The sequence below is a fragment of the Streptomyces sp. SudanB25_2051 genome (assembly GCF_964272635.1).
In the GTDB taxonomy this organism is placed as follows: domain Bacteria; phylum Actinomycetota; class Actinomycetes; order Streptomycetales; family Streptomycetaceae; genus Streptomyces.
Window position 1 is genome coordinate 5,467,552 of sequence record NZ_OZ186787.1, and the last position, 25,347, is coordinate 5,492,898.

The 25,347-nt window shown below is 75.4% G+C and carries 22 protein-coding genes and 1 pseudogene; 13 read left to right on the forward strand and 10 right to left on the reverse strand.

The features are described from left to right. The first annotated feature begins 42 nt into the window (after positions 1–42). Positions 43–249 carry a hypothetical protein gene (locus ACSUPT_RS24080; RefSeq protein ID WP_361664618.1) on the forward strand — a complete coding sequence of 69 codons (207 nt, stop codon included), beginning with the start codon at positions 43–45 and terminating at the stop codon, positions 247–249. Positions 250–272: 23 nt separating this feature from the next. Here ACSUPT_RS24080 and ACSUPT_RS24085 read toward each other — a convergent pair whose 3' ends face one another. The 4 genes from ACSUPT_RS24085 to zapE form a co-directional block, all read right to left on the reverse strand. Next, positions 273–1,226 (reverse strand): polysaccharide deacetylase family protein, encoded by a 954-nt coding sequence (locus ACSUPT_RS24085; protein ID WP_403498310.1) that lies wholly within the window; start codon positions 1,224–1,226, stop codon positions 273–275. A 153-nt stretch (positions 1,227–1,379) separates the two neighbouring features. Beyond that, the gene (locus ACSUPT_RS24090; RefSeq protein ID WP_436945495.1) at positions 1,380–2,756 is read right to left on the reverse strand and encodes an alkaline phosphatase PhoX; all 1,377 of its coding nucleotides are present in this window, start codon (positions 2,754–2,756) and stop codon (positions 1,380–1,382) included. A 263-nt stretch (positions 2,757–3,019) separates the two neighbouring features. Then, complete coding sequence (locus tag ACSUPT_RS24095) at positions 3,020–3,448, reverse strand: OsmC family protein (protein ID WP_351964873.1); 429 nt, start codon at positions 3,446–3,448, stop codon at positions 3,020–3,022. Positions 3,449–3,515: 67 nt separating this feature from the next. Then, entirely contained in the window at positions 3,516–4,586 is a 1,071-nt protein-coding gene (zapE, locus tag ACSUPT_RS24100; protein WP_403498313.1) for a cell division protein ZapE, read from the reverse strand. Between the two features lie 36 nt (positions 4,587–4,622). On the opposite strand from zapE, the gene ACSUPT_RS24105 reads away from it, so the two are divergent. From ACSUPT_RS24105 to msrB, 4 genes are all read left to right on the forward strand, one after another. Beyond that, positions 4,623–5,564: a pyrimidine reductase family protein gene (locus ACSUPT_RS24105; RefSeq protein ID WP_436945496.1), complete on the forward strand. Its 942-nt coding sequence runs from the start codon at positions 4,623–4,625 to the stop codon at positions 5,562–5,564. A gap of 136 nt (positions 5,565–5,700) precedes the next feature. After that, positions 5,701–6,171, forward strand: coding sequence for an indole-3-glycerol phosphate synthase (locus ACSUPT_RS24110; RefSeq protein ID WP_351964870.1), 471 nt, complete (start codon positions 5,701–5,703; stop codon positions 6,169–6,171). A 42-nt stretch (positions 6,172–6,213) separates the two neighbouring features. Next, a complete protein-coding gene (gene murC / locus ACSUPT_RS24115; protein ID WP_351964869.1) occupies positions 6,214–7,608 on the forward strand; it encodes a UDP-N-acetylmuramate--L-alanine ligase in 1,395 nt (464 codons plus the stop codon). A gap of 32 nt (positions 7,609–7,640) precedes the next feature. Then, complete coding sequence (gene msrB, locus ACSUPT_RS24120; protein ID WP_404145131.1) at positions 7,641–8,048, forward strand: peptide-methionine (R)-S-oxide reductase MsrB; 408 nt, start codon at positions 7,641–7,643, stop codon at positions 8,046–8,048. Positions 8,049–8,114: 66 nt separating this feature from the next. Here msrB and ACSUPT_RS24125 read toward each other — a convergent pair whose 3' ends face one another. Next, positions 8,115–8,777, reverse strand: a complete 663-nt coding sequence (locus ACSUPT_RS24125; protein ID WP_365725832.1) for an HAD family acid phosphatase — start codon at positions 8,775–8,777, stop codon at positions 8,115–8,117. Positions 8,778–8,938: 161 nt separating this feature from the next. Here ACSUPT_RS24125 and ACSUPT_RS24130 point away from each other — a divergent pair, with 161 nt between their 5' ends. Further along, the gene (locus ACSUPT_RS24130; protein ID WP_365725833.1) at positions 8,939–9,574 is read left to right on the forward strand and encodes a nucleoside/nucleotide kinase family protein; all 636 of its coding nucleotides are present in this window, start codon (positions 8,939–8,941) and stop codon (positions 9,572–9,574) included. A 33-nt stretch (positions 9,575–9,607) separates the two neighbouring features. Continuing rightward, positions 9,608–10,474 (forward strand): LysR substrate-binding domain-containing protein, encoded by an 867-nt coding sequence (locus ACSUPT_RS24135; RefSeq protein WP_399217745.1) that lies wholly within the window; start codon positions 9,608–9,610, stop codon positions 10,472–10,474. A gap of 58 nt (positions 10,475–10,532) precedes the next feature. Here the strand turns inward: ACSUPT_RS24135 and treZ are convergent, their stop codons facing one another. Then, positions 10,533–12,299 (reverse strand): malto-oligosyltrehalose trehalohydrolase, encoded by a 1,767-nt coding sequence (treZ, locus tag ACSUPT_RS24140; RefSeq protein ID WP_436945497.1) that lies wholly within the window; start codon positions 12,297–12,299, stop codon positions 10,533–10,535. Between the two features lie 213 nt (positions 12,300–12,512). Here treZ and ACSUPT_RS24145 point away from each other — a divergent pair, with 213 nt between their 5' ends. Beyond that, positions 12,513–13,064 carry a DUF1707 and FHA domain-containing protein gene (locus ACSUPT_RS24145; RefSeq protein ID WP_351964863.1) on the forward strand — a complete coding sequence of 184 codons (552 nt, stop codon included), beginning with the start codon at positions 12,513–12,515 and terminating at the stop codon, positions 13,062–13,064. A gap of 82 nt (positions 13,065–13,146) precedes the next feature. Here the strand turns inward: ACSUPT_RS24145 and treY are convergent, their stop codons facing one another. Then, positions 13,147–15,525: a malto-oligosyltrehalose synthase gene (gene treY / locus ACSUPT_RS24150; RefSeq protein ID WP_436945498.1), complete on the reverse strand. Its 2,379-nt coding sequence runs from the start codon at positions 15,523–15,525 to the stop codon at positions 13,147–13,149. Between the two features lie 125 nt (positions 15,526–15,650). After that, positions 15,651–17,810, reverse strand: coding sequence for a glycogen debranching protein GlgX (gene glgX / locus ACSUPT_RS24155; protein ID WP_351964861.1), 2,160 nt, complete (start codon positions 17,808–17,810; stop codon positions 15,651–15,653). Positions 17,811–18,391: 581 nt separating this feature from the next. Here glgX and ACSUPT_RS24160 point away from each other — a divergent pair. Both ACSUPT_RS24160 and ACSUPT_RS24165 read left to right on the forward strand, forming a co-directional pair. Then, positions 18,392–19,633 carry an SAV2148 family HEPN domain-containing protein gene (locus ACSUPT_RS24160; RefSeq protein ID WP_351964860.1) on the forward strand — a complete coding sequence of 414 codons (1,242 nt, stop codon included), beginning with the start codon at positions 18,392–18,394 and terminating at the stop codon, positions 19,631–19,633. A 109-nt stretch (positions 19,634–19,742) separates the two neighbouring features. Next, positions 19,743–20,453: pseudogene (locus ACSUPT_RS24165) on the forward strand (3'-5' exonuclease); the annotation flags it as partial. 282 nt (positions 20,454–20,735) lie between these two features. On the opposite strand, the gene ACSUPT_RS24170 reads toward ACSUPT_RS24165, so the two are convergent. Next, positions 20,736–21,560, reverse strand: a complete 825-nt coding sequence (locus ACSUPT_RS24170) for an alpha/beta fold hydrolase (RefSeq protein ID WP_351964859.1) — start codon at positions 21,558–21,560, stop codon at positions 20,736–20,738. A 61-nt stretch (positions 21,561–21,621) separates the two neighbouring features. Beyond that, entirely contained in the window at positions 21,622–22,482 is an 861-nt protein-coding gene (locus ACSUPT_RS24175) for a phosphotransferase enzyme family protein (protein ID WP_436946259.1), read from the reverse strand. A 246-nt stretch (positions 22,483–22,728) separates the two neighbouring features. Here ACSUPT_RS24175 and ACSUPT_RS24180 point away from each other — a divergent pair, with 246 nt between their 5' ends. The 3 genes from ACSUPT_RS24180 to ACSUPT_RS24190 all read left to right on the forward strand — a co-directional run bounded on the left by ACSUPT_RS24180 (position 22,729) and on the right by ACSUPT_RS24190 (position 25,308). Continuing rightward, on the forward strand, positions 22,729–23,676 hold the full coding sequence (locus ACSUPT_RS24180) for a TIGR04222 domain-containing membrane protein (RefSeq protein WP_436945499.1): 948 nt from the start codon (positions 22,729–22,731) through the stop codon (positions 23,674–23,676). Positions 23,677–23,718: 42 nt separating this feature from the next. Then, positions 23,719–24,381 carry a TOPRIM nucleotidyl transferase/hydrolase domain-containing protein gene (locus ACSUPT_RS24185; protein WP_436945500.1) on the forward strand — a complete coding sequence of 221 codons (663 nt, stop codon included), beginning with the start codon at positions 23,719–23,721 and terminating at the stop codon, positions 24,379–24,381. Between the two features lie 360 nt (positions 24,382–24,741). Further along, positions 24,742–25,308, forward strand: coding sequence for a DUF1697 domain-containing protein (locus ACSUPT_RS24190; protein ID WP_365726198.1), 567 nt, complete (start codon positions 24,742–24,744; stop codon positions 25,306–25,308). Positions 25,309–25,347: the final 39 nt, after the last annotated feature.

Genomic DNA, 25,347 nt, shown 5'->3' on the forward strand with positions numbered 1-25,347 from the left:
GACGCCGGACCCGCCGGGGGCCGCGGAGTTACAGTCGTACGTATGGACGAGACCCGGGACCGCGACAGCGTCTACTGCGCCCCGCGGGCGCCGGAGCCGTCGCGCGCCGCCGGGGCCGGCGGCGGGGAACCCGTCGCCGCCTGCGTGCTGTGCGGGGAGCCCACGGAGTACCCGGAGTCGACCAGGGGCGCCACGCTGTGCCCCGTGTGCGAGTGGCAGGAGGCCCAGCGCGGCGCCTGCTCGGGCTGAGGGCGCCGCCCCCGCCCGCCGGTTCAGCCCGCCGCCATCAGCTCCGACACCTTCACGAACCGGTAGCCGCGTGCCCGCAGCTCCGGGACGATGCGGCGGATGGCCTGCTCGGTGACCGGCGCCGCGCTGAGCGTGCAGTGCAGGACCACCACCGATCCCGGCCGGACCCCGTCCAGCACCTGCCGGGCCACCGCGTCGGCGTCCTTCGCGAACGCGTCGCCGCTGACGACGTCCCACTGCACGGCCGTCACGCCCGTCGGGGCCAGCGCGCGCAGCGCCTCGTCGTCGTAGCAGCCCCCGGGGAAGCGGAAGTACGGCACGACGTTCCGGGCGCCGGCCGCGCGGAACGCCGCGAACGCCCGGTCCACGTCCGCCGCCATCTCGCTCCGGCCCACCGTCGGCAGCCCGTAGCAGGGCGAGCGGAAGGCATGGTGGCTGTACGAGTGGTTGGCGATCTCGAAGCGCGGGTCCGTGCCGATGGAGCGGGCCTGGTCGGGGTACTCCTCCGCCCAGCGGCCCGTCATGAACACGGTCGCGTCGACACCGAGGCGGCGGAGCGTCGCGATGAGCTGCGGGTTGTCGAACCGCTCGCCGCGCGCCGCGCGGGGGCCCTGATCGGCGGTCATGTCGGCGTCGAAGGTGAGCGCGACGGTCTTCTCCGCCGCCGCCCCGCCCGCGCCCGTGTCCGGGTCGGCGCGGCGCTCGAAGACCGGGGTCAGACCGCCCGGACCCGGAGCCATGGTGGGCGGGACGCGCTTGGCCGCCCCCGCCCCGGTCCCGGTCCGGGCCCCGGCACCCGTGCCGGCTCCGGCTCCGGCGCCGGTCAGGGCGGGCGCACCGGACGTGGACGGGACGGGGGAGGGGGCGGCGGCCGGCTGTCGCTCCGCCGGACCGGCCGCGGGCACCTGGGTCCCGCAGCCGGTCAGCAGCACACAGAAGGCGGCCAGCACCGGCACATATCGAGCAGAAAATCTCACTATCGGAAAGTATCCGATCACTTGCCCGGCGTCGCCCCGACGCCCTCCCTTCGTGTCGGACCGTCAGACGCCGGCCCGTCGGACGCCGGACCGTCAGACGCCGGGCCGTCTGCCCGCCGGCGCGTCAGCGCGCCCGCGGCTCCTCCCGGGCGGCTACCGCCACGGCCCCGTCACCGCGAACGTCGTCCCCGGCGCGTAGCAGTTGAGGTACATCGTCCGGCCGTCCGGCGAGAAGGCGACGCCGGCGAACTCGCCCCACTCGGTCGCCTGGCCCGACGCGTCCGTCGCCAGCGCCTGGGCGTTGCGCGCCATCGCGTACACCTCGCCCTGCCGCGTCAGCCCGTACACGTGCTGCGCCCCGCCGCCGTCCTCGCAGACCATCAGCCCGCCGCCGGGCGCGAGGCAGATGTTGTCCGGGGACTCGCCGGGCAGCCGCAGGTCGGTGTCCGGGCCGAAGACGACGACCAGCGTGAGGCGGCCCCGGTGCGGGTCGTACCGCCACACCTGCCCGTGGTGGTTGGCGGCCGAGCCCTGGGAGGCGCGGGCGAAGCTGGAGACGAAGTACACCGAGCGGCCGCCCCAGTAGCAGCCCTCCAGCTTCTGCGCGTGGGTGATGCCGCGCGGGCCGAAGTCCTGGAGGCGGATCGGCGTCTGCCGCGCCTGGCTGTCCGGTACGGGCACCCACTCGACGCGGTCGAAGGACGTGCCCGGCTCCCGCACGGCGGACAGGTCGGGCACGTCCGGCACCCGCATCGCCTCCAGGGTGCCGCCCGCGCGCAGCGAGCCGGGGCCGCCGAGGGGCCGCTCGGGCAGGAAGCGGTAGAACAGCCCGAACGGCCGCTGGAACGCGTCCTCCGTCTCGTAGACGACGCCCGTGCGGGGGTCGACGGCGACGGCCTCGTGCTGGAAGCGCCCCATCGCCGTCAGCGGCACCGCGCCGGTGCGGGCCGGGTCGGCGGGGTCCACCTCGAAGACGAACCCGTGGTCCCGGGCGTAGCCGTTGGTGCCGGCCAGGTCCTCGGTCTCCTCGCAGGTCAGCCAGGTGTTCCACGGCGTCGGGCCGCCCGCGCAGTTCACGGCCGTGCCGGCGACGGCGACGCGCTCGTCCAGGACGGCGCCGCGCGCGTCGAGGGTCAGGACGGTGCAGCCGCCCTTCGCCGCCGGGTCGTACGTCAGACCGGGCACCGTCGGCACGCCGGACGTGACGCGGGCGCTGTTCTCGTGGTTGCGCACCAGGTGGACGCGGCCGCGCCGCCCGGCGAAGGCGCCCATGCCGTCGAACCGGCCCGGCACCGCGCCCTCACCGGAGCGCAGCGGGGCGCCCTCGCGGGACAGCACCCGGTAGCGGAAGCCGCGCGGGAGGTCGAGCAGACCGTCCGGGTCGGGGACGAGCGGGCCGTACCCGCTGTTCCCGGTGTGGGCGGACGCGGAGCTCGTACCGGAGAACAGCTCGGCGAGCGCCCCGCTGAAGGCGATCCCGGCGAGGGCGGTCCCGGTGGTGGCGAGAAGGTGACGTCGTGTCGCGGTCATGGCAACTCCCTGCTGGCGGACAGGAATACGGACGTGACGGAACCGCACACGTGTATCACGCTGTGTGGCGGGAGGAGAACCGTGCGGACACCGTTGTTTCCGTGACCGGTGACCGGTGACCGGCGACCGGTGACCCGTGACCCGTGACCGGAGACCGGCGGCCGCGGGCCGGGACGCCCGGCCCCCGGGAGTGCCGCTGCCGGAAACGGCTCCGGCCGCCGCCCTGGGAGGGCGGCGGCCGGATCTCGGCGGTGCGGGGGCGCTCAGCCCGCCAGGCTCGCCGTCAGCGTGATCTTCGTACCCGCCAGCGCCTGGCTGACGGGGCAGCCCGCCTTGGCCTCCTCGGCGGCCTTGGTGAACGCGGCCTCGTCCATGCCGGGCACCTCGCCCTCGACCGTGAGGTGCACACCCGTGATGCCGGTGCCGGGCTGGAAGGTGACGTCGGCCTTCGTGGTCAGCCGGGTCGGCGGCGTGCCCGCCTTGCCGAGGACGGCCGACAGGAACATGGAGAAGCAGCTGGAGTGCGCGGCCGCGATCAGCTCCTCCGGGCTGGTCTTGCCGTTCGGCTCCTCGGCGCGCGCCGGCCAGGAGACCGGGTAGGAGCCGATGCCGGAGGAGTCGAGGGTCACGGTGCCCGTGCCCTCGGTGAGGTTGCCCTCCCAGACGGTGTGCGCGTGACGCGTGGTGGCCATGCCGGGTTCCCTTCCGACGCCGTTCGACGTCAGGACGGTGGACGGTTGGGGCTTGCGGCCACCCAACCTACTGCGCCACGAGGCCCTTCGCGTCGCGCGCCAGTGCGGTGAGCCGCGAGATCGCCCGGAAGTACTTCTTGCGGTACCCGCCGTTCAGCATCTCGTCGCTGAACAGCCGGTCGAAGGGCAGCCCGGAGGCCAGGACCGGTATCTCCCGGTCGTACAGCCGGTCGGCGAGGACGACGAGGCGCAGCGCCGTCGACTGGTCGGGGACGGCCGTCACCCCGGTCAGGCAGACCGCCGCGATGTCCTCGGTGAGCGCCCCGTACCGGCTCGGGTGGACCCGCGCCAGGTGCTCCAGCAGGTCGGGGAAGTGGTCCAGGGAGGCGCCGGGCGTGGTGTGGGCGGCCCGGGTGACCTGCTCGTCGGCGTACGGCGCGGGGGCCTCCGGCAGGCCGCGGTGGCGGTAGTCCTCGCCGTCGATGCGCAGCGGCCTGAAGTGCGCGGACAGGCCCTGGATCTCGCGCAGGAAGTCCGCGGCGGCGAACCGGCCCTCGCCGAGCTTGCCGGGCAGCGTGTTGGACGTGGCGGCCAGCGCGACGCCCGCCTCCACCAGCTTGCCGAGCAGCGTGGAGACGAGCACCGTGTCGCCCGGGTCGTCCAGCTCGAACTCGTCGATGCACAGCAGCCGGTGCCCGCTCAGGGTCCGCACCGTCTGCTGGAAGCCGAGCGCGCCCACCAGGTTGGTCAGCTCCACGAACGTGCCGAACGCCTTGAGCGCGGGCTCGGCGGGCGTGGCGTGCCACAGCGAGGCCAGCAGGTGCGTCTTGCCGACGCCGTACCCGCCGTCCAGGTAGACGCCGCGCGGCCCCGTCGGCGCGGCGGGCTTGCGGGCGAACCAGCGGCGCTTGCCCGCGCCGCTCGCGTGCGCCCCGCCCAGGCCGGCGGCGAAGTCGGCGAGGACCCGGACGGCCTCGGCCTGGCTCGGCTGGTTCGGGTCCGGGATGTAGGTGTCGAAGCGCACGCCGTCGAAGCGCGGCGGAGGCACCATCTCGGCGACCAGGCGATCGGCGGGGACGTGCGGCTCGCGGGCGCACAGGGACAGCGGGACCGCTTCGGTCAGGGCACTCGTCGACACGCTCCCCACTGTAAGCGCCGTGCCAGACTGCTCGACATGCGACGCCTGTTCCCTGTGACCGACCCGACACCGCCCGTTCCCGCAGCTCCGGCCGCCCCCGCCGCCCCCGCGCCCGCCGGTACGTCCCCGTCCGCCGTGGCCCCCGCGTCCGCCGGTACGTCCCCGTCCGCCGCGGCGCCCGCGCCCGCGTCCCCGTCCGCCGGTACGCCGTCCGCCCCCGTCGCCCCGGACGGGCGCCGGGAGTGGTCCCTGGACGAGCTGGCGGACGCGTACGCCTACCCGGCCGACCCCGCGGCCGCCCCGCACGGCGCGTGGCTGCGCGCCAACATGGTGTCGTCGCTCGACGGCGCCGCCCAGCACGACGGGCGCTCGGAGCCGATCTCGTCCGCCGCCGACATGCGGATCTTCGGCACGCTGCGGGCGCTCGCCGACGTGGTGGTCGTCGGCGCGGAGACCGTACGCCTGGAGGGGTACCGCCCCGCACGGGCGCGGGAGGCGTTCGCCGCGCGCCGGGAGGCCGCCGGGCAGGGCCCCGCGCCCGCCATCGCCGTGGTGAGCGCGTCGCTGGACCTGGACTTCTCGCTGCCGCTGTTCACCTCCCCGCTCGTGCCGACGCTGATCCTCACCGGCGCCGCCGCGCCGCCCGCCCGGCTGCGGGAGGCGGAGCGGGCCGGCGCCGAGGTGATCGTCGCCGGCGACGGGCCGGGCGTGGAGCCGGAGCGCGCCGTGCGGGCGCTGGCCGCGCGCGGGCTGACCCGGCAGCTCACCGAGGGCGGCCCCAGGCTCCTGGGCCAGTTCATCGCCGCCGGGGTGCTGGACGAGCTGTGCCTCACCGTGTCGCCGATGCTCACCGCCGGTGACGCGCAGCGCATCGCGGGCGGGCCGTCTGTGGCCGTGCCCTCGCGGTTCGCGCTGGCGTCGGTCCTGGAGGAGGACGGGTTCCTCTTCACGCGATACCGCCGGATTCTCCCGGTATGAGCCGATCTGATGGTGGACACACCGATCTGACAATCGAGCGGAATTAACCGTTCCGGTTACCCCTCCGTGGGCACACTTACCTCGCAGACCCCGTGCGGGCACGGGGAAGGATGGTTTCCGCAGAAGGGCTCCGAAGGTGTTCACAAGCGTTCTGATGATCGAGAAACCGCTGTCGTCCGTGGACGTGGATTTCGTCACGACCCTGCACGGGGACGAGGCTGTCTCCTTCATCGTGCTGATGCAGCCCCGCGGCGACCAGGCCGACGTGCTGCTGCGCGCCATCGACGACGTGGCCGTCGGCGCGCTGAAGGACGCGGCCAAGGAGGGGGAGGAGCCGTCCGGCACGGAGGCGCGCCGCCCGGCGGAGGTGGCGCTTGAGCAGTCCGTGCAGGCCCTGCGCGACGCCGGGTGCGAGGCCGTCGGCCATGTCGTCGAGGACCACCCGCTGGACAAGATGAAGGCCGTCGTGGAGGAGTCGGGCGCCGACGAGGTGATCGTGCTGACCGCCCCGCACTACGTGGAGGAGTTCTTCCACCGCGACTGGGCCTCCCGCGCCCGCCACAAGGTCGGCGTACCGGTGCTCAAGCTCTTCGCCCACAACGAATAGGCTGGGCCCCCGCACATACGCCACACCCCGGGGAGAGATCGCATGGCACCCGCCATCCCTGCCGCAATGGAACGGCCGCACTTCATCGGCATCGGCGGCGCCGGAATGTCGGGCATCGCGAAGATCCTCGCCCAGCGCGGGGCCAAGGTCGCCGGCAGCGACGCGCGCGAGTCCGAGACCGCCGCGTCGCTGCGCGCCCTCGGCGCGACCGTCCACATCGGCCACGCCGCGCACCACCTCGCCGACGACGCCACGTGCGTCGTCGTCTCCAGCGCCATCCGCGCCGACAACCCGGAGCTGGCCCGCGCCGGGGAGCTCGGCATCCCGGTCGTGCACCGCTCCGACGCGCTCGCGGCGCTGATGAAGGGCCTGCGCGCCATCGCCGTCGCGGGCACCCACGGCAAGACCACCACCACCTCGATGCTGGCCGTCGCCCTCACCGAGCTGGGCCTCGACCCCTCGTACGCCATCGGCGGCGACCTCGCGGGCCCCGGCACCAACGCCCGGCACGGCGAGGGCGACCTCTTCGTCGCCGAGGCCGACGAGAGCGACCGCAGCTTCCAGAAGTACGACCCCGAGGTCGCCATCGTCCTCAACGTCGAGCTGGACCACCACGCCAACTACGCCTCCATCGACGAGATCCACGAGTCGTTCGAGGCGTTCGTCGCCAAGATCCCGCACGGCGGCACCCTCGTCGTCGGCGAGCACGCGGGCGCCCGGGAGCTCGCGGGCCGGGTGTCCGGCCGCCCGGGCCTCTCCATCGTGACGGTCGGCGAGTCGGAGACCTCCGACGCCTGGATCCGCGCGATCACCCCGAAGGGCATGACCAGCGAGGTCGCGGTCGTCCTCGACGGCGTCGAGCACACCTTCACCGTCTCCGTGCCGGGCCGCCACTACGCCCACAACGCCGCCGCCGCGCTGGCCGCCGGCGCCCGCATGGGCATCGACCCGGCCGCGCTGGCCCGGGCGCTCACCGCCTACACCGGCGTCGGCCGCCGCCTCCAGCTGAAGGGCGAGGCCGCGGGCGTCCAGGTCGTCGACTCGTACGCGCACCACCCCACGGAGATGACCGCCGACCTGGAGGCGATGCGCGCCGCCGCCGGAGCCGACCGCCGCCTGCTGGTGGTCTTCCAGCCGCACCTGTTCTCCCGGACCCAGGAGCTCGGCACGGAGATGGGCCAGGCGCTCGCCCTCGCCGACGAGTCGCTGGTCCTCGACATCTACCCGGCCCGCGAGGACCCGATCCCGGGCGTCACCAGCGCGCTGATCACCGACGCCGCCGTGGCGGCGGGCGCCCGCGTCACCGCCGTCCACGACAAGGGGCGGGTCCCGGAGCTGATCGCGGGAATGGCGCGCCCCGGCGATCTCGTTCTCACCATGGGCGCCGGCGACGTCACGGACCTCGGCCCGCAGGTCCTCGACCGCCTGGCGCACTGACCGGAGCCGAGCCGAGGGAGCTGAAGCGGACCATGCCGTACGAGGTCGAGAAGCCGGACGAGCAGTGGCGCGCCGAGCTGTCCCCGCAGGAGTACCACGTCCTGCGCGAGGCCGGCACGGAGCCGCCGTTCACCGGCGAGTACACCGAGACCAAAACGAAGGGCGTCTACTCCTGCCGGGCCTGCGGCGCGGAGCTGTTCACGTCCGACACGAAGTTCGCCTCCCACTGCGGATGGCCGTCCTTCTACGACCCGAAGGACACCGACGCCGTCGAACTGATCCAGGACCGCTCCCACGGCATGGTCCGCACGGAGGTCCGCTGCGCCCGCTGCGGCTCCCACCTGGGCCATGTCTTCGAGGGCGAGGGCTATCCCACCCCGACGGACCAGCGGTACTGCATCAACTCCGTCTCCCTCCGCCTCACCCCGGCCGAGGACTGAGCGCCCCCGGCGCACGGCGGAACGCCGCCCCCGAGGGGGCGGCGTTCCGCGGTCGCGGGTGAGGGGTCAGGACAGCTTGCCGTCGTAGTCCGGGAGCTTGAAGGTGCGCTCCGCGTGGCCGCCGACGAGGTCGCTGGGGCGGTTGCCGATGTTGGCGATGATCTTGTAGCCCTTGGCCTCGATCTCGGCGCGCTTCTCCGTCTTGTACGCGGAGACCTCGGCGAACAGGTCCGGCAGGTCGCGGACGTACAGGCCGTCCACCGGGTAGCCGACGGAGCGGAGGTTGCGGGCCGTCAGGTCGTGGATGATCCCGGGGCGGGCCGTGACGAAGAAGACGTCCACGCCGCGCGAGTCGGCGTAGCGGGCCAGGTCCAGGGACTGGCGGACCGCCGGGGTCGGGAACTCCCAGAAGTAGTGGAAGTCCGTCTCCAGGGACGTGTTGTCGATGTCCAGGACGATCGCCAGCTTCTCGCCGGACGCGTTCGCCGTGCGCTGCTCGATGTAGGGGCGGGCCGGGGCGAGGGCCGCCGCCACGTCGCGCTGCCACGCCGTGTAGTCCACGCCCTTGAGCTGGGCGATGCCGCCGGAGGCCGCGACCGCGGCGGCCGGGCGGGCGGGGGCGGCCTCCGGGGCCGCCGCGCTCGCCTGGACGGGCCAGGCCATGGCCAGGGCCGCGGTGGCGGCGACCGTGAGGGTGCGGCGGCGCTGGGCCGGCTTGCGTCCGGACATGGGTGTCTCCTCTTGTGGGGGGTCGTGAGCCGTGGTGGGTTGCCATGCTCGTGTCACATGGTGTACGGAATGAAGCGCTCCGACTACTGGTCGGTAGCCACCAATTGACTACCCGTCGGTAGTAAACGGGGGACCGCCATCCCCGCGCGGACAATGGGCCCATGGACGTCATCGACGCGCGGCGGCTCGACACCCTCACCGACCGCGCCCGCCGCCTCGCCACCCCCGGCACCCGCCGCCTCCTCGGCCTCGCCGGCCCGCCCGGAGCCGGCAAGTCCACCCTGGCCGCGCGCCTCGTGGACCGGCTCGACGGGCTCGCCGCCCTCGTCCCCATGGACGGCTTCCACCTCGCGGGCGCCGAGCTCGACCGCCTCGGCCGCGCCACCCGCAAGGGCGCCCCCGACACCTTCGACGCCCCCGGCTACGTCCACCTGCTCGCCCGGCTGCGCGCCCCCGAGCCCGGCACCACCGTGTACGCGCCCGCCTTCGACCGCGCCCTGGAGGAACCCGTCGCCGGCAGCGTCCCCGTACCGCCCGACGTGCCCCTCGTCGTCACCGAGGGCAACTACCTGCTGCACGACGACCCCGCCTGGGCGCCGGTCCGCAGCCTCCTCGACGAGGTCTGGTACGTGGAGGGCGACGACGCCGCGCGGGTACGCCGACTGATCGAGCGGCACATCCGGTACGGCAAGGGCCGGGCCGAGGCCGAGGCGTGGGTGCGCGCGTCCGACGAGGCCAACGCCCGGCTGGTCGCCCGCGGCCGGGACCGCGCCGATCTCGTCGTACGGATCGACTGACGCCCCCCGTCGACGACCGGCCAGACTGGCCCCATGGACGCCCAACTGCTGCGTACGTTCGTGACGGTGACCCGGCTCGCCTCCTTCCCGGCCGCCGCGCGCGAGCTCGGCTGCGGCGAGGACACCGTCGCGCGGCACGTCGCCGCCCTGGAACGGGACCTCGGCCTGCCGCTGCTGACCCGGCGCCCCGTCGTCCCCACCGTCGCGGGCGCGCGGCTCCTGGAGCACGCCGTACCGCTCCTGCTCCGCCTCGACGCGGCCCGCGCCGAGCTCGCCCGCCTCGCCCCCGCGCCCGGCGGCGCGCTGCTGCTCGCCGCCGCCCCGCTCGCCGTCGGCCCCCGGCTGCTCACCGCCCTCCCGGCCGCGAACGCCCGCGTCACCCTCTCCGTACGGCCCCGCGAGGAGATACCCGCCGCGCTCGGCGACGGCACCGCCGACCTCGGCCTCGTGGACCGCCTGGCCCGCACCGGGGACCCGGTGCCCCCGCCCCGCGCCGGCACCCTGACCGCCCGGCGCGTCACCGAGGCCCCGCTCGCCGTCCACCTGCCCGCCGGCCACCCGCTCGCCCACCGGGCCGGCCTGCGCCTGACCGAACTGGCCGGCGCCCGCTGGGTCGACGCCCCCGCGGCCGGACTGCCGCTGGACCAGCTGCGCGCCGCCGACGGCACGTACGGCTTCCGCCCCGCCCTGCGCTACGACGGCACCGACGTGCGCACCCTCACCGCCCTCGCCGCCGCCGGGCAGGGCCTCGCCCTCCTCCCGGCCACCGTCCCCGCCGCGCCCGCCGCGACCGCGGTCCCCCTCGTGGAGCCCCGCCTCGTCCACCGGGTCGAACTCCTCCACCCCGCCGAACCGGCCGGCGCCGCGGCGGAGCTGGCCGCCCGGCTCACCGGCGGGTGAGCCCGGCCCGGGCGACCGCGGCGCGGGGCGCGGGCGCTCCCGGAGCCGGGCCGGGCTCCTAGGAAGCCGCCAGCACCACGCACGACTCCGCCGGCACCAGCAGTTCCCCTCCGCCCGGCCCCGGCGGCTCCACCGGTTCCCACGCCGCCAGCACCCGCACCCCGTCCGGGCCCAGTGGGACGCGCGCCGGACGGTCCGACAGGTTCACCGCGACCCGCACGTCACCGCGCCGGTACGCGATCCAGCGGGCCTCCTCGTCGTAGCTGACGTGCACCGCCGCCAGATCCGGGTCCGTCAGGTCCGGCTGGGAGGCCCGCAGCGCGATCAGCCGCCGGTACCAGTCCAGCAGCCGCGCGTGCGGCTCCCGGCCGGTCTCCGCCCAGTCCAGGCACGAGCGGTCGCGCGTCGCCGGGTCCTGCGGGTCGGGCACGTCCTCCTCCCGCCAGCCGTGCGCCGCGAACTCCCGCCGACGCCCGCGTCGCACCGCGTCCGCCAGCTCCGGGTCGGTGTGGTCGGTGAAGAACTGCCACGGCGTGCCCGCGCCCCACTCCTCGCCCATGAAGAGCATCGGCGTGAACGGCCCGGTCAGCACCAGCGCCGCCGCGCACGCCAGCAGGCTGGGGGAGAGCGACGCCGACAGCCGGTCGCCCTGCGCCCGGTTGCCGACCTGGTCGTGGGTCTGCGCGTACCCGAGGAACCGGTGCGCCGGCGTGCGGTCCACGTCCACGGGGCGGCCGTGCGTACGGCCCCGGAACGACGAGTACGTGCCGTTGTGGAAGAACACCTCGCCCAGCGTCTTCGCCAGCGCGGCCAGGGGCGCCCGCGCGAAGTCCTCGTAGTAGCCCTGCGACTCGCCGGTCAGCGCCGTGTGCAGCGCGTGGTGGAAGTCGTCGTTCCACTGGGCGTGCAGACCGAGCCCCGTCTCCGCGCGGGGCGTCGTCGTCCGCGGGTCGCACAGGTCGGACTCCGCGATCAGGAACAGCTCCCGCCCCTGATGCTGGCCCAGCTCGTCCACCGCCGCCGACAGCTCCTCCAGGAACGTCAGCGCCCGCGTGTCGGCCAGCGCGTGCACCGCGTCGAGCCGCAGCCCGTCGATGCGGTAGTCCCGCAGCCACGCCAGCGCGCTGCCCAGCAGATACGCGCGCACCTCGTCCGAGCCCGGCGCGTCCAGGTTCACCGCCGCGCCCCACGGCGTGTGGTGGGTGTCCGTGAAGTACGGCCCGAAGGCCGGCAGGTGGTTGCCCGACGGGCCCAGATGGTTGTGCACCACGTCCAGCACCACGCCCAGGCCGAGCTCGTGCGCCCGGTCCACGAACCGCTTCAGCGCCGCAGGGCCGCCGTACGGCTCGTGCACCGCCCACAGCGACACGCCCTCGTACCCCCAGCCGTGCCGCCCGGGGAACGGGCACAGCGGCATCAGCTCCACGTGCGTCACGCCCAGCCGCACCAGATGGTCGAGCCGCCCGGCCGCCGCGTCGAGGGTGCCCTCGGGCGTGTACGTGCCGACGTGCAGCTCGTACAGGACCGCGCCGCGCAGCCCGCGCCCCGGCGCCCCGGCGCGCCACGCGTACGCGGTGTGGTCGACGACGGCGCTGAGCCCGTCGGGCCCATCGGGCTGGCGCCGTGAGCGGGGGTCGGGCAGCACCGGGCCGCCGTCCAGCGAGAACCCGTACCGCGCCCCGTCCGGTACCTCCTCCGGCGCGCCGCCGGCCGTCACCGTCCACCAGCCGGCGCGCTCCGGGTCGCGCTCCATGGGGTGCCGGGCACCCTCCAGCACCAGCTCCACAAGCTCGCGCGCGTTCGGCGCCCACACCTCGAACAGCACTGGCGATCCCCTCGTCGTCGGCCAGGTCCCTGCCACCGCGCCCATCCTGACAAGACCGGCGGCGGGAAGCACGGGACTTCGCCGTGCGGGGCCGCGCGCCTCCCCGAGGGGCCGTCACCTCCGGCCGCCGGCGGCGCCTCGCCGGGCGGGCCGGCCGGCCGCGGTGACGGCCCGTCTGGACACGCCGGGGCCCCGCGACCGACAATCACCGTCGTGACGTCGCCTTTCCAGCCCCAGATCCATCCCGCCCGGCCTTCGGACGCCGAGCGGGACCGGGCGCTGGAGCTGCTGCGCGAGGGAGCGGTGCAGGGGAGGCTGTCCCACGACACGTTCCTGCGGCGCATGGAGCTCGCCCTGGCCGCCCGCCACGCCGACGAGCTGGCGGCGCTCACCGAGGACCTGCGCGAGCCGGAGCGGGGCTGGGCGCGGCGCCTGTTCGGCGCCGTCGAGAGCGTGTCCGCGTTCAGCATGCGGCTGCGCCACGCCTGGCAGGCCGAGCGGCTGCCGAAGCTGCTGCTGCCCGAGCCGGGCCCGCACCCGCTGCGGATAGGCCGCGACCCGGCGAACGGGCTGCGGCTCAGCCACGAGACGGTCTCCCGGATGCACGCCGAACTGTGCCTGCGGGGCGGGTTGTGGATGCTGCGCGACCTCAACTCCACGAACGGCACCACCGTCAACGGGCGGCGGGTGACCGGCACGGTCGTCGTCCAGCCGGGCGACATGGTCTCCTTCGGCAACATGGCCTTCCGCCTCGCGTCCCGCTGAGCCCGAGCGCCGCTGAGCCCGCGTCCCGCTGGGCCCGAGCGCCACTGCGCCCGCGCCCTGCCGCGTTTCGTGCCGCGGCGCCTCACTCCGTACGGCTCAGCAGCGCCACCGGCAGCTCCCCGAGCAGCTCCGCGACCGGCACCGCGCGCCCCCCCTCCAGCACCCGCTCCCCGTCCAGCACGTCCAGCCACCGGCCCTCGGGCAGCGCGAGCGCCGTACCGGACCAGCCGCCCCCCTCCGCCAGCCGCAGCGACAGCCGCGTCACCGCCGTCACCACCCGGTCCGACCGCAGGAACGCCACGCAGTGGTCCGCCGCGGGGCCCTCGGCCCGCAGCGGCGTGTACGTGCCGGACGGGCCGAACACCTCCGGGTGCCGCCGCCGCAGTCCGAGCGCCGCACGCGTCAGCGCCGTCTTCCCGTCCGGCCGCGCCCGCCGGAACGGCGCCCGGTTGTCCGGGTCCACCAGCGCCTCGTACACCGCCTCGGTGCCCTGGTACAGGTCCGGCACGCCCGGCATCGTCAGATGCAGCAGCGCCGCGCCCAGCACGTTGGCCCGCACATACGCGTCGAGCTCCCGCGCCAGCTCCGCCACCGGGTGCTGCCCCGCACCCGCCGGGCCCGCCGCCACGAAGTCGGCCACAGCCCGCTCGTACGCCGCGTCCTGCTCGGTCCAGCCGGTGTGCAGTCCCGCCTCCCGGGCCGCCTTCAGCAGCGCCCCGCCGAGCCGCTCCTGCGCACCGGCCCCGCCCGGCCCGTCCCCGGAGCGACGCCCGCCCGCCGCGCCGCCCAGCCCGAACGCCGTCTGCCAGCCGGCCCACGCCAGCTGCCCGTCGGGCGCCGGCACCCGCGCCACGTCGCCCAGCAGCTTCGCCCACCGGCCGGGGCACTCCGACAGCACCGCGATCCGCGCCCGCACGTCGCCGCTGCGCTTCGTGTCGTGCGTCGACAGCACCGTCCCGGTCGCCGGCCAGTCCCGCGCGATCCTGGCGCAGTACGCGTGGAACTCCGCCGGGTCCACCGCCGGACGGCCCGGCTCACCGCCCACCTCGTTCGCCGACAGCAGCGGCACGTACCGGTAGAACGCCGTGTCCTCCACCGACTTCGCCCGCAGCGCCGACGAGGTCTGCGCGAACCGCGCCCGGAACGCCCGCTGGTCCGGCCCGTCCCCGAGCCGCCCCAGCGCCAGATCCCGTACGACGTCCACGGCCGCCGCCTCCTCGGGCACCGCGAAGGCGGCCCGCGCCTCGGCCGCCGCCTCCTCGGTCAGCACGTCCTCGGCGCCGATCCGGTACGGGCGGTACACCGGCACCCGGATCAGCAGCTCCCGCACCGCCGCGCGCAGCGCCCACGGCGCGTGGTCCCGCAGCCGTGCGTCCGCCGCGCACACCCGCCCCGCCGTACGGGTCAGGTACGCCACCTCCGCCGCCAGCTCGTGCGTCACGACCTTGTACGCGGCACGCCGCGCCGTCGGCTCCCAGTGGCCGCCCCGGTCGCCGGGCGGGGCGGCGAACCGCCGGTACAGGTCGCCCAGTTCCGCCGCGCCCGCCGCGTCCACGAACAGGCCGTCCACGCGGCGCAGCGCGTCGTACCCGGTGGTGCCCGCCACCGGCCAGCCCGCGGGCAGCCGCTCGTCGCCGGTGAGGATCTTCTCCACCACCGTCCAGCACGCCCCGCCGGTCGCCCGGTCCAGGGCGCGCAGATACGCCTCGGGGTCGGCGAGGCCGTCCGGGTGGTCGATCCGCAGGCCCTCCACCACGCCGTCCCGCACCAGCTCCAGGATCTTCGCGTGGGTCGCCTCGAACACCTCCGGATCCTCGACGCGCACCCCGATCAGGTCCGAGATGGTGAAGAACCGCCGGTAGTTGAGCTCCGTGCGGGCCAGCCGCCACCAGGCGGGCCGGTACCACTGGGCGTCCAGCAGCTCGGTGAGCGGCAGCCCCGCCGTCCCGGCGCGCAGCGGGAACACCTGCTCCCCGTACCGCAGGAGCCCCGCGTCGGCGTCCACCCGCAGCTCGTCCAGGACGTCCCCGAGCCGCGCGGGGAGGACCGGCAGCAGCACCTTGCCGCCGCCCGCCTCCCAGTCGATGTCGAACCAGCGGGCGTACGGCGACGAAGGCCCGTCGCGCAGCACCTCCCACAGCGCCCGGTTGTGGGGGAGGGCCGCCGCCATGTGGTTGGGCACCAGGTCCACGACGAGGCCGAGCCCGTGCGCGCGGGCGGTGCGCGCCAGCTCCCGCAGCCCCGCCTCGCCGCCGAGCTCCTCGCGTACCCGGCCGTGGTCGGTCACGTCGTAGCCGTGCGCGGAGCCGGGGACGGCCTCCAGGACCGGGGACAGGTGCAGATGGGTGACGCCGAGGGCGGCCAGGTACGGCACCGCCTCGGCGGCGGCCCCGAACGGGAACTCCGGCTGGAGCTGGAGCCGGTACGTGGCGAGCGGGGCGCGGGGCGCGTGGGACGTCATGCGAACGTACGTACCCGCCCGCGCGCCGGGTCTCTCCTCGACCCGGCCGATGACCTCGTTCGGGGGAACGGCGGCCCCGCCGACCTCCGCGTCCGAGGGGGCCCGCCCCCCCCGGACGCCGGGGGCTACGCCGGGCGGCGCAGCACGGTCAGGCTGCGGCCGACGAGGGTGAGCCGGTCGCCGGCCGCCACCTTGTCGCCCTGGCCCGGCGCGATGCCCTCGGGGACGGCGGTGTCCACGACGACCTGCCACTGGCGGCCGTGGTTGACCGGGACGACGAAGTCCAGGTCGTCCGCGCCCGCGTTGAACATCAGCAGGAACGAGTCGTCGGAGATCCGCTCGCCGCGCGGGCCCGGTTCGGAGATCGCGTGCCCGTTGAGGAACACCGACAGCGCCTTGGCGTGCGCCGCCTGCCAGTCCCGGGCGGTCATCTCCCGGCCGTCCGGGGTGAACCAGGCGATGTCCGACAGGTCGTCGTGGGTGCCCTCCACCGGCCGCCCGTGGAAGAAGCGGCGGCGCCGGAACACCGGGTGGTCGCGGCGCAGCCACACCATCGAACGGGTGAACTCCAGCAGGCTCCTGGCCTCCGCCTCCGCCACGTCGTCCGTGCCGCCGGCACCGCTGTTCCCGCCCGCGCCGGGCCAGTGCACCCAGGACAGCTCGCCGTCCTGGCAGTAGGCGTTGTTGTTGCCGTGCTGCGTGCGGCCGAACTCGTCGCCGTGGCTGAGCATCGGCACGCCCTGGGAGAGCAGCAGCGTCGCGATGAAGTTGCGCATCTGGCGCATCCGCAGCGCGCGGACGTCCGGATCGTCGGTCTCGCCCTCGACGCCGCAGTTCCACGACCGGTTGTGGCTCTCACCGTCGCGGTTGCCCTCGCCGTTGGCGTCGTTGTGCTTCTCGTTGTACGAGACGAGGTCCCGCAGGGTGAAGCCGTCGTGGCAGGTCACGAAGTTGACGGAGGCGAGCGGGCGGCGCCCGTCGTCCTGGTACAGGTCGGACGAGCCGGTCAGCCGGGAGGCGAACTCGGCGAGCGTCCTCGGCTCGCCGCGCCACAGGTCGCGGACCGTGTCCCGGTACATGCCGTTCCACTCGGTCCACAGCGGCGGGAAGTTCCCCACCTGGTAGCCGCCCTCGCCCACGTCCCACGGCTCGGCGATCAGCTTGACCTGGCTGACCACCGGGTCCTGCTGCACCAGGTCGAAGAACGACGACAGCCGGTCCACCTCGTGGAACTGGCGGGCCAGCGTCGCCGCCAGGTCGAAGCGGAAGCCGTCGACGTGCATCTCCGTCACCCAGTACCGCAGCGAGTCCATGATCAGCTGGAGGACGTGCGGGGAGCGCATCAGCAGCGAGTTCCCGGTGCCCGTGGTGTCCATGTAGTACCGGGGGTTGTTCTCCACGAGCCGGTAGTACGAGGGGTTGTCCAGGCCCCGGAAGGAGAGCGTCGGGCCCAGGTGGTTGCCCTCGGCCGTGTGGTTGTACACCACGTCGAGGATGACCTCGATGCCCGCCTTGTGCAGGGCCCGCACCGCCGACTTGAACTCCAGCACCTGCTGGCCCCGGTCGCCCCAGGACGCGTAGGCGTTGTGCGGGGCGAAGTACCCGATGGTGTTGTAGCCCCAGTAGTTCGCCATCCCGGCGTCGACCAGCCGGTGGTCGTGGACGAACTGGTGGACCGGCATCAGTTCGATGGCGGTCACGCCCAGCTCGGTCAGGTGCTCGATGATCGCCGGGTGGGCGAGGCCCGCGTAGGTGCCGCGCAGCTCCTTGGGGAGCGCCGGGTGCAGCATCGTCAGGCCCTTCACATGGGCCTCGTAGATGACCGTGCGGTGGTAGTCCGTGCGCGGCGGCCGGTCGTCGCCCCAGTCGAAGTACGGGTTCACGACGACGGACGACATGGTGTGCGGCGCCGAGTCGAGGTCGTTGCGCGAGTCCGGCCTGCCGAAGTGGTAGCCGTACACCGCCTCGTCCCAGTCGATCGTCCCGGCGACCGCGCGGGCGTACGGGTCGAGGAGCAGCTTCGCGGAGTTGCACCGCAGGCCGCGCTCCGGCGCGTACGGGCCGTGCACCCTGAAGCCGTACCGCTGCCCCGGCATCACCCCGGGCAGATAGGCGTGGCGCACGAACGCGTCGGTCTCCCGCAGCTCCACCGCGGTCTCCGAACCGTCGTCGTGCAGCAGGCACAGTTCGATGCGCTCGGCGGCCTCCGAGAAGACCGCGAAGTTGGTACCGGCGCCGTCGTACGTGGCGCCGAGGGGATAAGCCTGTCCCGGCCAGACCTGCATAGATAAGACTCTTCCATTCTGATCCGGCTAATGGGTCACTCCGCTTGATACTCCACCAAAGTGGCCCGCCCGCCTAGGACGCCGGACGGTGCTACCGGGTGACCGGCGACGAGTCCGTGCGGATACCCGCGCCGCGGCCGCGCGGCGATCTGGCCGGAAATCGCCCCTCTTGGGGTGGCGTGGCCGGGCGCGGCGGTGCGCGCGCCCGGACGGGTGGCGCATCCGGCGCCGGGGCCGGAGGCCGTACGGGCCGCCCCGGCGCCGGACCGCGGGGCGCAGGGTTCCGGCCAGACGGCGCGGGCGCCGGCGCGGAGGCGGAGGGGTCAACTCCGCGTTCGCCGGTGTCCCCCGCGCTTCCCCGCGCCCGTCACCCGCCCGGGCGGTCCGCGCCGGGGCCCGGTGACGGCCGCTCACCACTATGAATCAGCTCACTGAAGCCCGCGCCGCACCCCGGAACCACCGCGTGAATCAAGGGACGTGGGGAAATGAGCCTGTCCATCCGGCTGCACCGCATCGCCCTCCCGGAGTACCCTTCCTTGATCGTTGAAGACGGGTGTTCGGAACCAGAAGGCGGTGCGCGGGTGAGCTCGGGAGGGCTGGAGCTGCCCCCAGGTGACTCGGGTCATGAGGGGGACTCCACTGACTCCGCAGATGTCCCGCCCGGCGCGGTCTCCCTCGCCCGGCCGATGGAGATCGGTGCGGAACTGGAATGGGACGCACGCGACTGGAGCGAGGTGCGCACCCGCGCCCAGCGCGCCGGACGGGCCTATATCTGGCTGAATCTGGTCGAACAGCGTCTGCGCGCGGTCGTCGCGGCCGTCCTGCGGCCCATTTACGAGCCGATGCACGGCGACGACTGGGTCGTGGCCGCCGCCGGACCGGCCGGACAGGAGTGGGTGCAGCGCGCCGTCGCCGTCCGCGAGGTCTCCCGCCGCAAGGGCTACCTGCTGGACCCCGCCGACGACAACGTCCTCAGCTTCCTCACGCTGCCCCAGCTGCGGGAGCTCATGGTCCAGCACTGGCCCTGCTTCGAGCCCTACTTCGACGACCGGCGGGAGCTCGAGCTGGCCCTCGACGAGCTGGAGGTCACCCGCAACGTCGTCTCCCGCAACCGCGCCCTGTCGCGGACCGTCCTCGACCAGTCGGAGCGCGCCTCGGCCCGCCTGCTGGAGATCCTCGGCAGCGGCGCGGGCGTGCCGTCCGCGCACCGGCTCCCCGTGGACGCCGTGGAGGACCTGGTGGGCGACCGGTACGCCGACGTGGTGTCCGTCCACCCCGACCGGGTGCGCCTCCAGCGGCAGATGCCCGCCGAGGACCTGTTCGGCGGCGCCCGCCGCCTCGACGCCATCGGCATAGGCCTCAACCTGCTCGTGCAGAACTTCTCCGGCCGCAGGCTCGTCCGCCTCGCCGAGTCGGGCTGCCGGATACGGCTGCTGTTCCTCAACCCCGCCAGCAGCGCCGTCAAACGGCGCGAGCGGGAGCTCGGCATCAAGAAGGGCGAGCTCAGCCGCTCCGTGGAGATGAACATCCTGCACATGCGGCGCGTCCGCTCCAAGCTGCGCGACCCCGGCGCCTTCGAGATCCAGGTCTTCGACGAGACGCCCCGCTTCACCGCCTACCTGGTCGACGGCGACGGCCCCGACGGCGTCGGCGTCGTCCAGTCCTACCTGCGGCGCGCCCGCGGCATGGAGGCGCCCGTCCTGGTCCTGCGCGGCGGGCGGCGGTCCGTCGTCACCTCCTCGCCGGACGGCGACCACGGGCTGTTCGAGACCTACCGCGAGGAATTCGAGTCGTTCTGGGCGGATTCGCGCCCGGTGTCCTGAGACTCCCGATACGGGGCCGCGGGGCCCGTTGTCAGTGCCGCGTGCGAGGGTGAAAAGCCCAAGGGGGGAGGCGCCGCGCGGACCGCGGCGCCACGAAGGAGGTTCAGGCATGCGCTGGCACGGGGAGACGCTCGTCGGATTCGACCTGGAGACGACGGGGACGGAGCCGTTCGAGGCGAGGATCGTCACGGCGGCGGTCGTGGAGGTACGGGACGGGCGCACCCTGGCGCGCCGCGAGTGGCTCGCCGACCCCGGCGTCCGCATCCCCGCGCAGGCCTCCGCGATCCACGGCATCAGCAGCGAGCGCGCCGCCGCCGAGGGCCGCCCGGCCCGCGAGGTCGCCGACGAGGTCGCCGACGCGCTCGCCGGGTACTGGACGCGCGGGATACCCGTCGTCGCCTACAACGCCGCCTTCGATCTGACGCTGCTCACCGCCGAGTTGCGGCGGCACGGACTGCCGTCGCTCCGCGACCGGCTCGGCGGACGCCCGATCGGCCCGGTCGTCGACCCGTACACCATCGACCGGGCCGTGGACCGCTACCGGCGCGGCAAGCGGAACCTGGAGGCGGTCTGCGCCGAGTACGGCGTGGTCCTCGACGGGGCGCACGAGGCGGCCGCCGACGCCCTCGCCGCCGTCCTCGTCGCCTGCGCGATAGCCGAGCGGCACGCGCTGGTGGCCCGGCTCACCCCGCGCGAGCTGCACGCCCGGCAGGTGGAGTGGTACGCCGAGTGGGCCGCCGACTTCCAGGGCTTCCTGCGCCGCAAGGGCACCCCGGACGCCGTGGTCGACCCGCGCTGGCCGCTGCGCGAGCCGGAGCCCGCCGGGGCCCTTCCCGCCGGGGCCGGGGCCGTTTCCGCCGGGGCCGGGGTTGTTGAGCGCGCGCCCGGCGCGGCGGTGCCCCCCGCCGCAGTGCCCGCGCCCCGGGAGGGCACCGTCGGGCCCGCGCCCGCCGGTGTGGTGCCGGCCGGCCCCGTGCCCGCCGACGGACCCGCGCCCGAGGGGGCGGCTTCCGCGGCGGTCACCGGCTGAGCGGCCTCCAGGACCAGACCCGAGGGGCTCCGTCCGGCGCCCGCGCGAGGCCCCGGGCACGGGCCCGCGGCGTCAGGGGTGCGCGGCCAGGAAGTCCAGCAGCGTCGCGTTGACCCGCTCCGCCGCGTCCAGCTGGAGCCAGTGGCCCGCGTCCTCGACCCGCTCGTACCGCCAGGAGCCGTCCACGTACTTCTCCGTGCCCGTCATCGCCTGCTCGGTGAGGAACCGGTCGCCGGTGCTCCACATGCCCAGCACGGGGCCCGGCAGCGACGGCAGCGGCACCGCCGGCCCGAACAGCGCCTTCGGCGGCAGCCCCGCACGGTAGACGGCCAGCGCGGCCGTCAGCGCGCCCGGCTCCGAAAGCCGCGCCACCGCCTCGTCCGCGTCCGGGTGCTCGGCCAGGAACTCCCGCAGACGCGCGGCGCCGTCCCGCAGCAGCCACTCCTCGGCGATGCCCTCGAACTGGAACAGCAGCATGTACCACGAGCGGCTGCGCTGCTCCCATCCCGCGGCGTCCAGCGCGCCCACGTGGCCCACCGACAGCAGCGACAGGCTCGCCACCCGGTCCGGTACGGCCATGGCCAGGCCCTGCACGATGCCCGACCCCCAGTCGTGGCCGACGAGGTGCGCCCGGCCCACGCCCAGCCGGTCGAGCAGCGCCAGCAGGTCCGCCGCCGAACGCGCCGGGGCGTACGCGGCGGTGTCCGCCGGGCGGTCGGAGCCGCCGAAGCCGCGCAGGTCGGGGACGATCGTCCGGTATCCGGCCGCGTTCAGCGCGGGCACCTGCAGGCGCCAGCAGTCATGGGTGTCCGGGAAGCCGTGCACCAGGAGCACGGCGGGGCCGGTGCCCCCGCTGTCCTGGACCTCCAGGGCCACCTCGTCCAACTCGACGCGCATCCTGGTCTCCGTTCGTCCGGTGGGCTTCCGCGGGACATGACCGGATCATGATGACAGCCCGTCAGAACGGGTACCAGCGCACCTCCGGGTCGTCGTCCCGCAGCGACGCGACCCGGCGGCGGAACTCGGCCAGCGCCTTCGGGTTGGCCGGCGCGTGCTGGGCGACCCACGCGCAGCTCGCCGTCTCCCGCGCCCCGCGCAGCACGGCGCAGCCCTCCCACTCCCGCACGTCCCAGCCGTACGCGTCGGTGAACGCGTCGTACGCCGCCGGGGCCAGGCCGTACCGGTCGCGCGACAGGGCCAGCACCACCAGGTCGTGTTCGCGCAGGTCCACGGAGAAGGTCTCCAGGTCGACGAGGACCGGCCCGTCCGGGCCCACATGGACGTTCCGCGTCAGCGCGTCGCCGTGGATCGGGCCCGGCCGAAGACGCGGCACCAGCGCCGCGGCCGCGTCGGCGAACCCGTCCCGCCGCTTGCGCAGATACGCCGCGTCCGCCGGGTCGATCGCGTCGCCCGCCAGCCGCAGCCACCGCTCCACCCCGCCCAGCAGGTCCCGGGCGGGCAGCGGGAACGGCGGCGCGGGCAGCTCGTGCACCCGGCGCAGCAGCGGCGCCAGGTCGCGCGGCTCGGCGGGCCGTACGGCGTCCGGCAGCCGCCGCCACACGGTCACCGGATGGCCGTCCACCAGCCGCGCGCCGTGCTCGGCCGCCCGTACGGCGGGGACGCCCGCGTCCGCCAGCCACTCGGCGACGGCCACCTCGCGGCGCGCCCGGTCCAGCAGCGAGGCGTCCCGCCCCACCTTCACCACCAGCCGCCCGGCGGCGAACACGGCGTTCTCGCCCAGCGCCAGCAGCGGCGCGTCCCCGCCGCCCGCCGCGAAACCGGCCGCGTCCAGGACCTCCCGCGCCCGCGCCTCGTCCATCCCGCCGCCCCGCCCTTCACCTCTCACGGGACCTGATCCCGCACGTACCTGCCGTTCACCGGCCAGTCTCCCGCATCCCCGCCGGCCACCCCCGCAGGGGTCCGGCCCTCCCCGAAGACCGCCGAGCACCCGCAGCAGGCGCCGCAGCGGGCGCGGGGGCGGCCCGGACCGGGGCACGTGGCGTGTCGATCTCGTGGGGCGGGGACAACCCCGGGGGGAGTGACGGGGGAGTACGGGGGAACGGCGATGGTCCACACAGGGGTCTATCTCGCGGCTTTCGTCCTGGTGGCCGGGGCGCTCGTGTACCGGCTCGCCGCTGCCGCGCGGGTGGTGGCGGCACTGAGGTGCGACGGGGAGGTCCGCCGGGACCTGTCCGCCGAGGAACTGGCGTTCCTGGCGGGAGGGCCGCGCCGGGTCGCCACGACCGTGCTGTTCCGGATGAGGGAGGAAGGCCGGCTGTCGGTCGCCGAGGACGGCACGGTGACGCTCCACGCCGACGCTCACGCGGCCGACGCGCGGGACGGCATAGAGAAGGCGCTCCTCCAGGCCGCGGGCGTCTCCCGCGCCGAGCGCCTCGGCCCCCTGGTCGCCCGCACCGCCACGAGCGGCGCGGTGCGGTCCGTCGGGGACCGGCTGCGCGCCGAGGGCCTGCTCGTCGCCGCCTCCCTGCGGCTCCGGCAGCGGCGTGCCCGGCGCCTGCTGTGGGCGTCTGCGGTGCCCCCGGCCGCGCTCGCCCTGTACGAGGCGGCCGCCGGCGCGCCGCACCGGTGGTGGGCCGGGCTGGCCCTGGCCGCCGTCGCCGCCGTACCCGCCTGGATCGTCCGGCCGGTCGCGGCGCAGGTGCCGTACCGCGTGCGGGCCGGGCTCGACGCCCTGCGCGCGGCCCGCCGGCGCCCGGCGCCCTCCCGCACGGCGGGCGACGCCCTCACCGCCCTGGCCGCGACCCCGCTCGGCGCGGTCGCCCTCGACGGCCTGGCGGCCTCGGACGAACCCGCACTGCGGGCGCTGGTCACCTCCGAGATCTGGCGGGCCGTGCCCAGCCCGTACGGCGACGGCTTCGCGACGGCCCCCGCCTCCTGGTGGGCCGCGCCCGACGACTGGGGCTCCGCCGGGGACGCCGGCACCTGCGGCGGAGGCGGCGGCGGAGCCGACGGGGGCGGGGGCGGCGGCGGAGGAGGATGCGGCAGCCCGTGAAATTCCCTCGCGCGACCGCCCCGTGGGACCGAGACTCGTCGCATGGACGACAGTCGCACCACCGGCATGCGGGCGTTCCGGGACGCGGTGACCGCCTGGGCGGAGGGCGGCCCCGGCGAGCCCGCTCACCGGCTGGCCGCCCGGCTCCCCGTCCGTACGGCGGTCCTCCTCGAAGGGGCGAGCGACGTCGCGGCCGTCGACGCGCTGGCCCGGCGCCGGGGCCGGGACCTGGCGGCCGAAGGGGTCTGCGTCCTGTCGATCGGCGGCGCCATGAGCGTCGGACGCTACGCCCGGCTCCTCGGAGCACCGGGCCTGGGCCTGCGCCTCACCGGCCTGTGCGACGAGGCGGAGCGCCCGTACTACGCACGGGGGTTCACCGCGGCCGGCGCGGCGGAGGCGGACTTCTTCGTCTGCGCGGCCGACCTGGAGGACGAACTCATCCGGGCCCTGGGCCCGGAGCGGGTGGAGGAACTCGTCCGGGACGAGGGCGACCTGCGGCCCCTGCGGACGTTCCTGCGCCAGCCCGCGCAGCAGGGGCGTGCCCCCGAGCGGCAGTTGCGCCGCTTCCTCGGCACGAAGAAGGGCCGCAAGATCCATTACGGCCGGGTCCTCGTCGAGGCCCTCGACCCCGTCCGCGTCCCGGCCCCGCTCGACGAGCTCTTCGCCGTCCTCGGCCACCCGGCCGGCACGGGGACCGGGTCTTAGGCCGCGGTTGGGACGGGGATGGGCGACCCCGCCGCCGGTGACGCCCGCATCCGCTGCGGTGCCGACGGCTTCGGGACGCCCGGGGCCGCGCCGATCGGGACGAGGCCGCCGGGTCGCAGAGCCCCGCCGCAGCGGCTCAGCTGCGCCGTGACCGCCTGGTCGCCCGCCCGGTCGGACCGCGTTCCGTGCGACGCCCGGACCGGACCGTCCGCGCCCCCCAACGGACCGGACCGTGCGCGCCCGAGGGACCGGACCGTCCGCGCCGGGCGGCGCCGCGTGCCTGCCGCAGCGCGGTCGCCGGGGCGTGCCGGGGTGGCGCGGGGCGGCGGTGAACCGCCGGCAGGGGCCTAGGGTGGCGCCATGACGACGACCACGCGATACGCCGTCCTGCTGCGCGGAGTCAACGTCGGCGGGCCCCGCAAGGTGCCCATGGCCGAGCTGCGCGGCGTCCTCGCCGGGCTGGGCCACACCGACGTGCGGACCTATCTCCAGTCCGGCAACGCCTTCTTCACCACCGCGTCCGGCGCCGGGGAGGACGCGCTCGCCGGCGCGATCGAGCGGGCGCTGGAGGAGCGCTTCGGGTTCCGCGTCGACTGCCTCGTCCGCGGCGGGCCCTACCTGCGGGCCGTGGTCGACGACTGCCCGTTCCCCGCGGCGGAGCTGGAGCCCCGGCAGTTGCACGTCACGTACTTCTCCGCGCCCGTCACCGCCGACCGGTTCGCCGCGCTCGACGCGGACGCCCACCTGCCGGAGGAGTTCCGTCTCGGGGACCGGGCGCTCTACCTGTACGCCCCGGACGGCCTGGGCCGCTCCAAGCTGGCCGCGGCACTCGCCCGCCCCGCCGTCGTACGGGGGCTCGTCGCCACCACCCGCAACTGGAACACCGTCCTCAAGCTCGCCGAAATGGCCCAGGAGACCGGCGGCTGATTGGCCCGCCCGCCCAGGCCACCCCTCGGCTAGCGTCGC

Bases quoted from the DNA above. Each gene is read 5' to 3' on its own strand.
- ACSUPT_RS24080 (WP_361664618.1), top strand. From the start codon at position 43: ATGGACGAGACCCGGGACCGCGACAGCGTCTACTGCGCCCCGCGGGCG.
- ACSUPT_RS24090 (WP_436945495.1), bottom strand. From the start codon at position 2,756: ATGACCGCGACACGACGTCACCTTCTCGCCACCACCGGGACCGCCCTC.
- ACSUPT_RS24095 (WP_351964873.1), bottom strand. From the start codon at position 3,448: ATGGCCACCACGCGTCACGCGCACACCGTCTGGGAGGGCAACCTCACC.
- ACSUPT_RS24105 (WP_436945496.1), top strand. From the start codon at position 4,623: ATGCGACGCCTGTTCCCTGTGACCGACCCGACACCGCCCGTTCCCGCA.
- murC (WP_351964869.1), top strand. From the start codon at position 6,214: ATGGCACCCGCCATCCCTGCCGCAATGGAACGGCCGCACTTCATCGGC.
- msrB (WP_404145131.1), top strand. From the start codon at position 7,641: ATGCCGTACGAGGTCGAGAAGCCGGACGAGCAGTGGCGCGCCGAGCTG.
- ACSUPT_RS24125 (WP_365725832.1), bottom strand. From the start codon at position 8,777: ATGTCCGGACGCAAGCCGGCCCAGCGCCGCCGCACCCTCACGGTCGCC.
- ACSUPT_RS24130 (WP_365725833.1), top strand. From the start codon at position 8,939: ATGGACGTCATCGACGCGCGGCGGCTCGACACCCTCACCGACCGCGCC.
- ACSUPT_RS24135 (WP_399217745.1), top strand. From the start codon at position 9,608: ATGGACGCCCAACTGCTGCGTACGTTCGTGACGGTGACCCGGCTCGCC.
- treY (WP_436945498.1), bottom strand. From the start codon at position 15,525: ATGACGTCCCACGCGCCCCGCGCCCCGCTCGCCACGTACCGGCTCCAG.
- glgX (WP_351964861.1), bottom strand. From the start codon at position 17,810: ATGCAGGTCTGGCCGGGACAGGCTTATCCCCTCGGCGCCACGTACGAC.
- ACSUPT_RS24170 (WP_351964859.1), bottom strand. From the start codon at position 21,560: ATGCGCGTCGAGTTGGACGAGGTGGCCCTGGAGGTCCAGGACAGCGGG.
- ACSUPT_RS24175 (WP_436946259.1), bottom strand. From the start codon at position 22,482: ATGGACGAGGCGCGGGCGCGGGAGGTCCTGGACGCGGCCGGTTTCGCG.
- ACSUPT_RS24180 (WP_436945499.1), top strand. From the start codon at position 22,729: ATGGTCCACACAGGGGTCTATCTCGCGGCTTTCGTCCTGGTGGCCGGG.
- ACSUPT_RS24185 (WP_436945500.1), top strand. From the start codon at position 23,719: ATGGACGACAGTCGCACCACCGGCATGCGGGCGTTCCGGGACGCGGTG.
- ACSUPT_RS24190 (WP_365726198.1), top strand. From the start codon at position 24,742: ATGACGACGACCACGCGATACGCCGTCCTGCTGCGCGGAGTCAACGTC.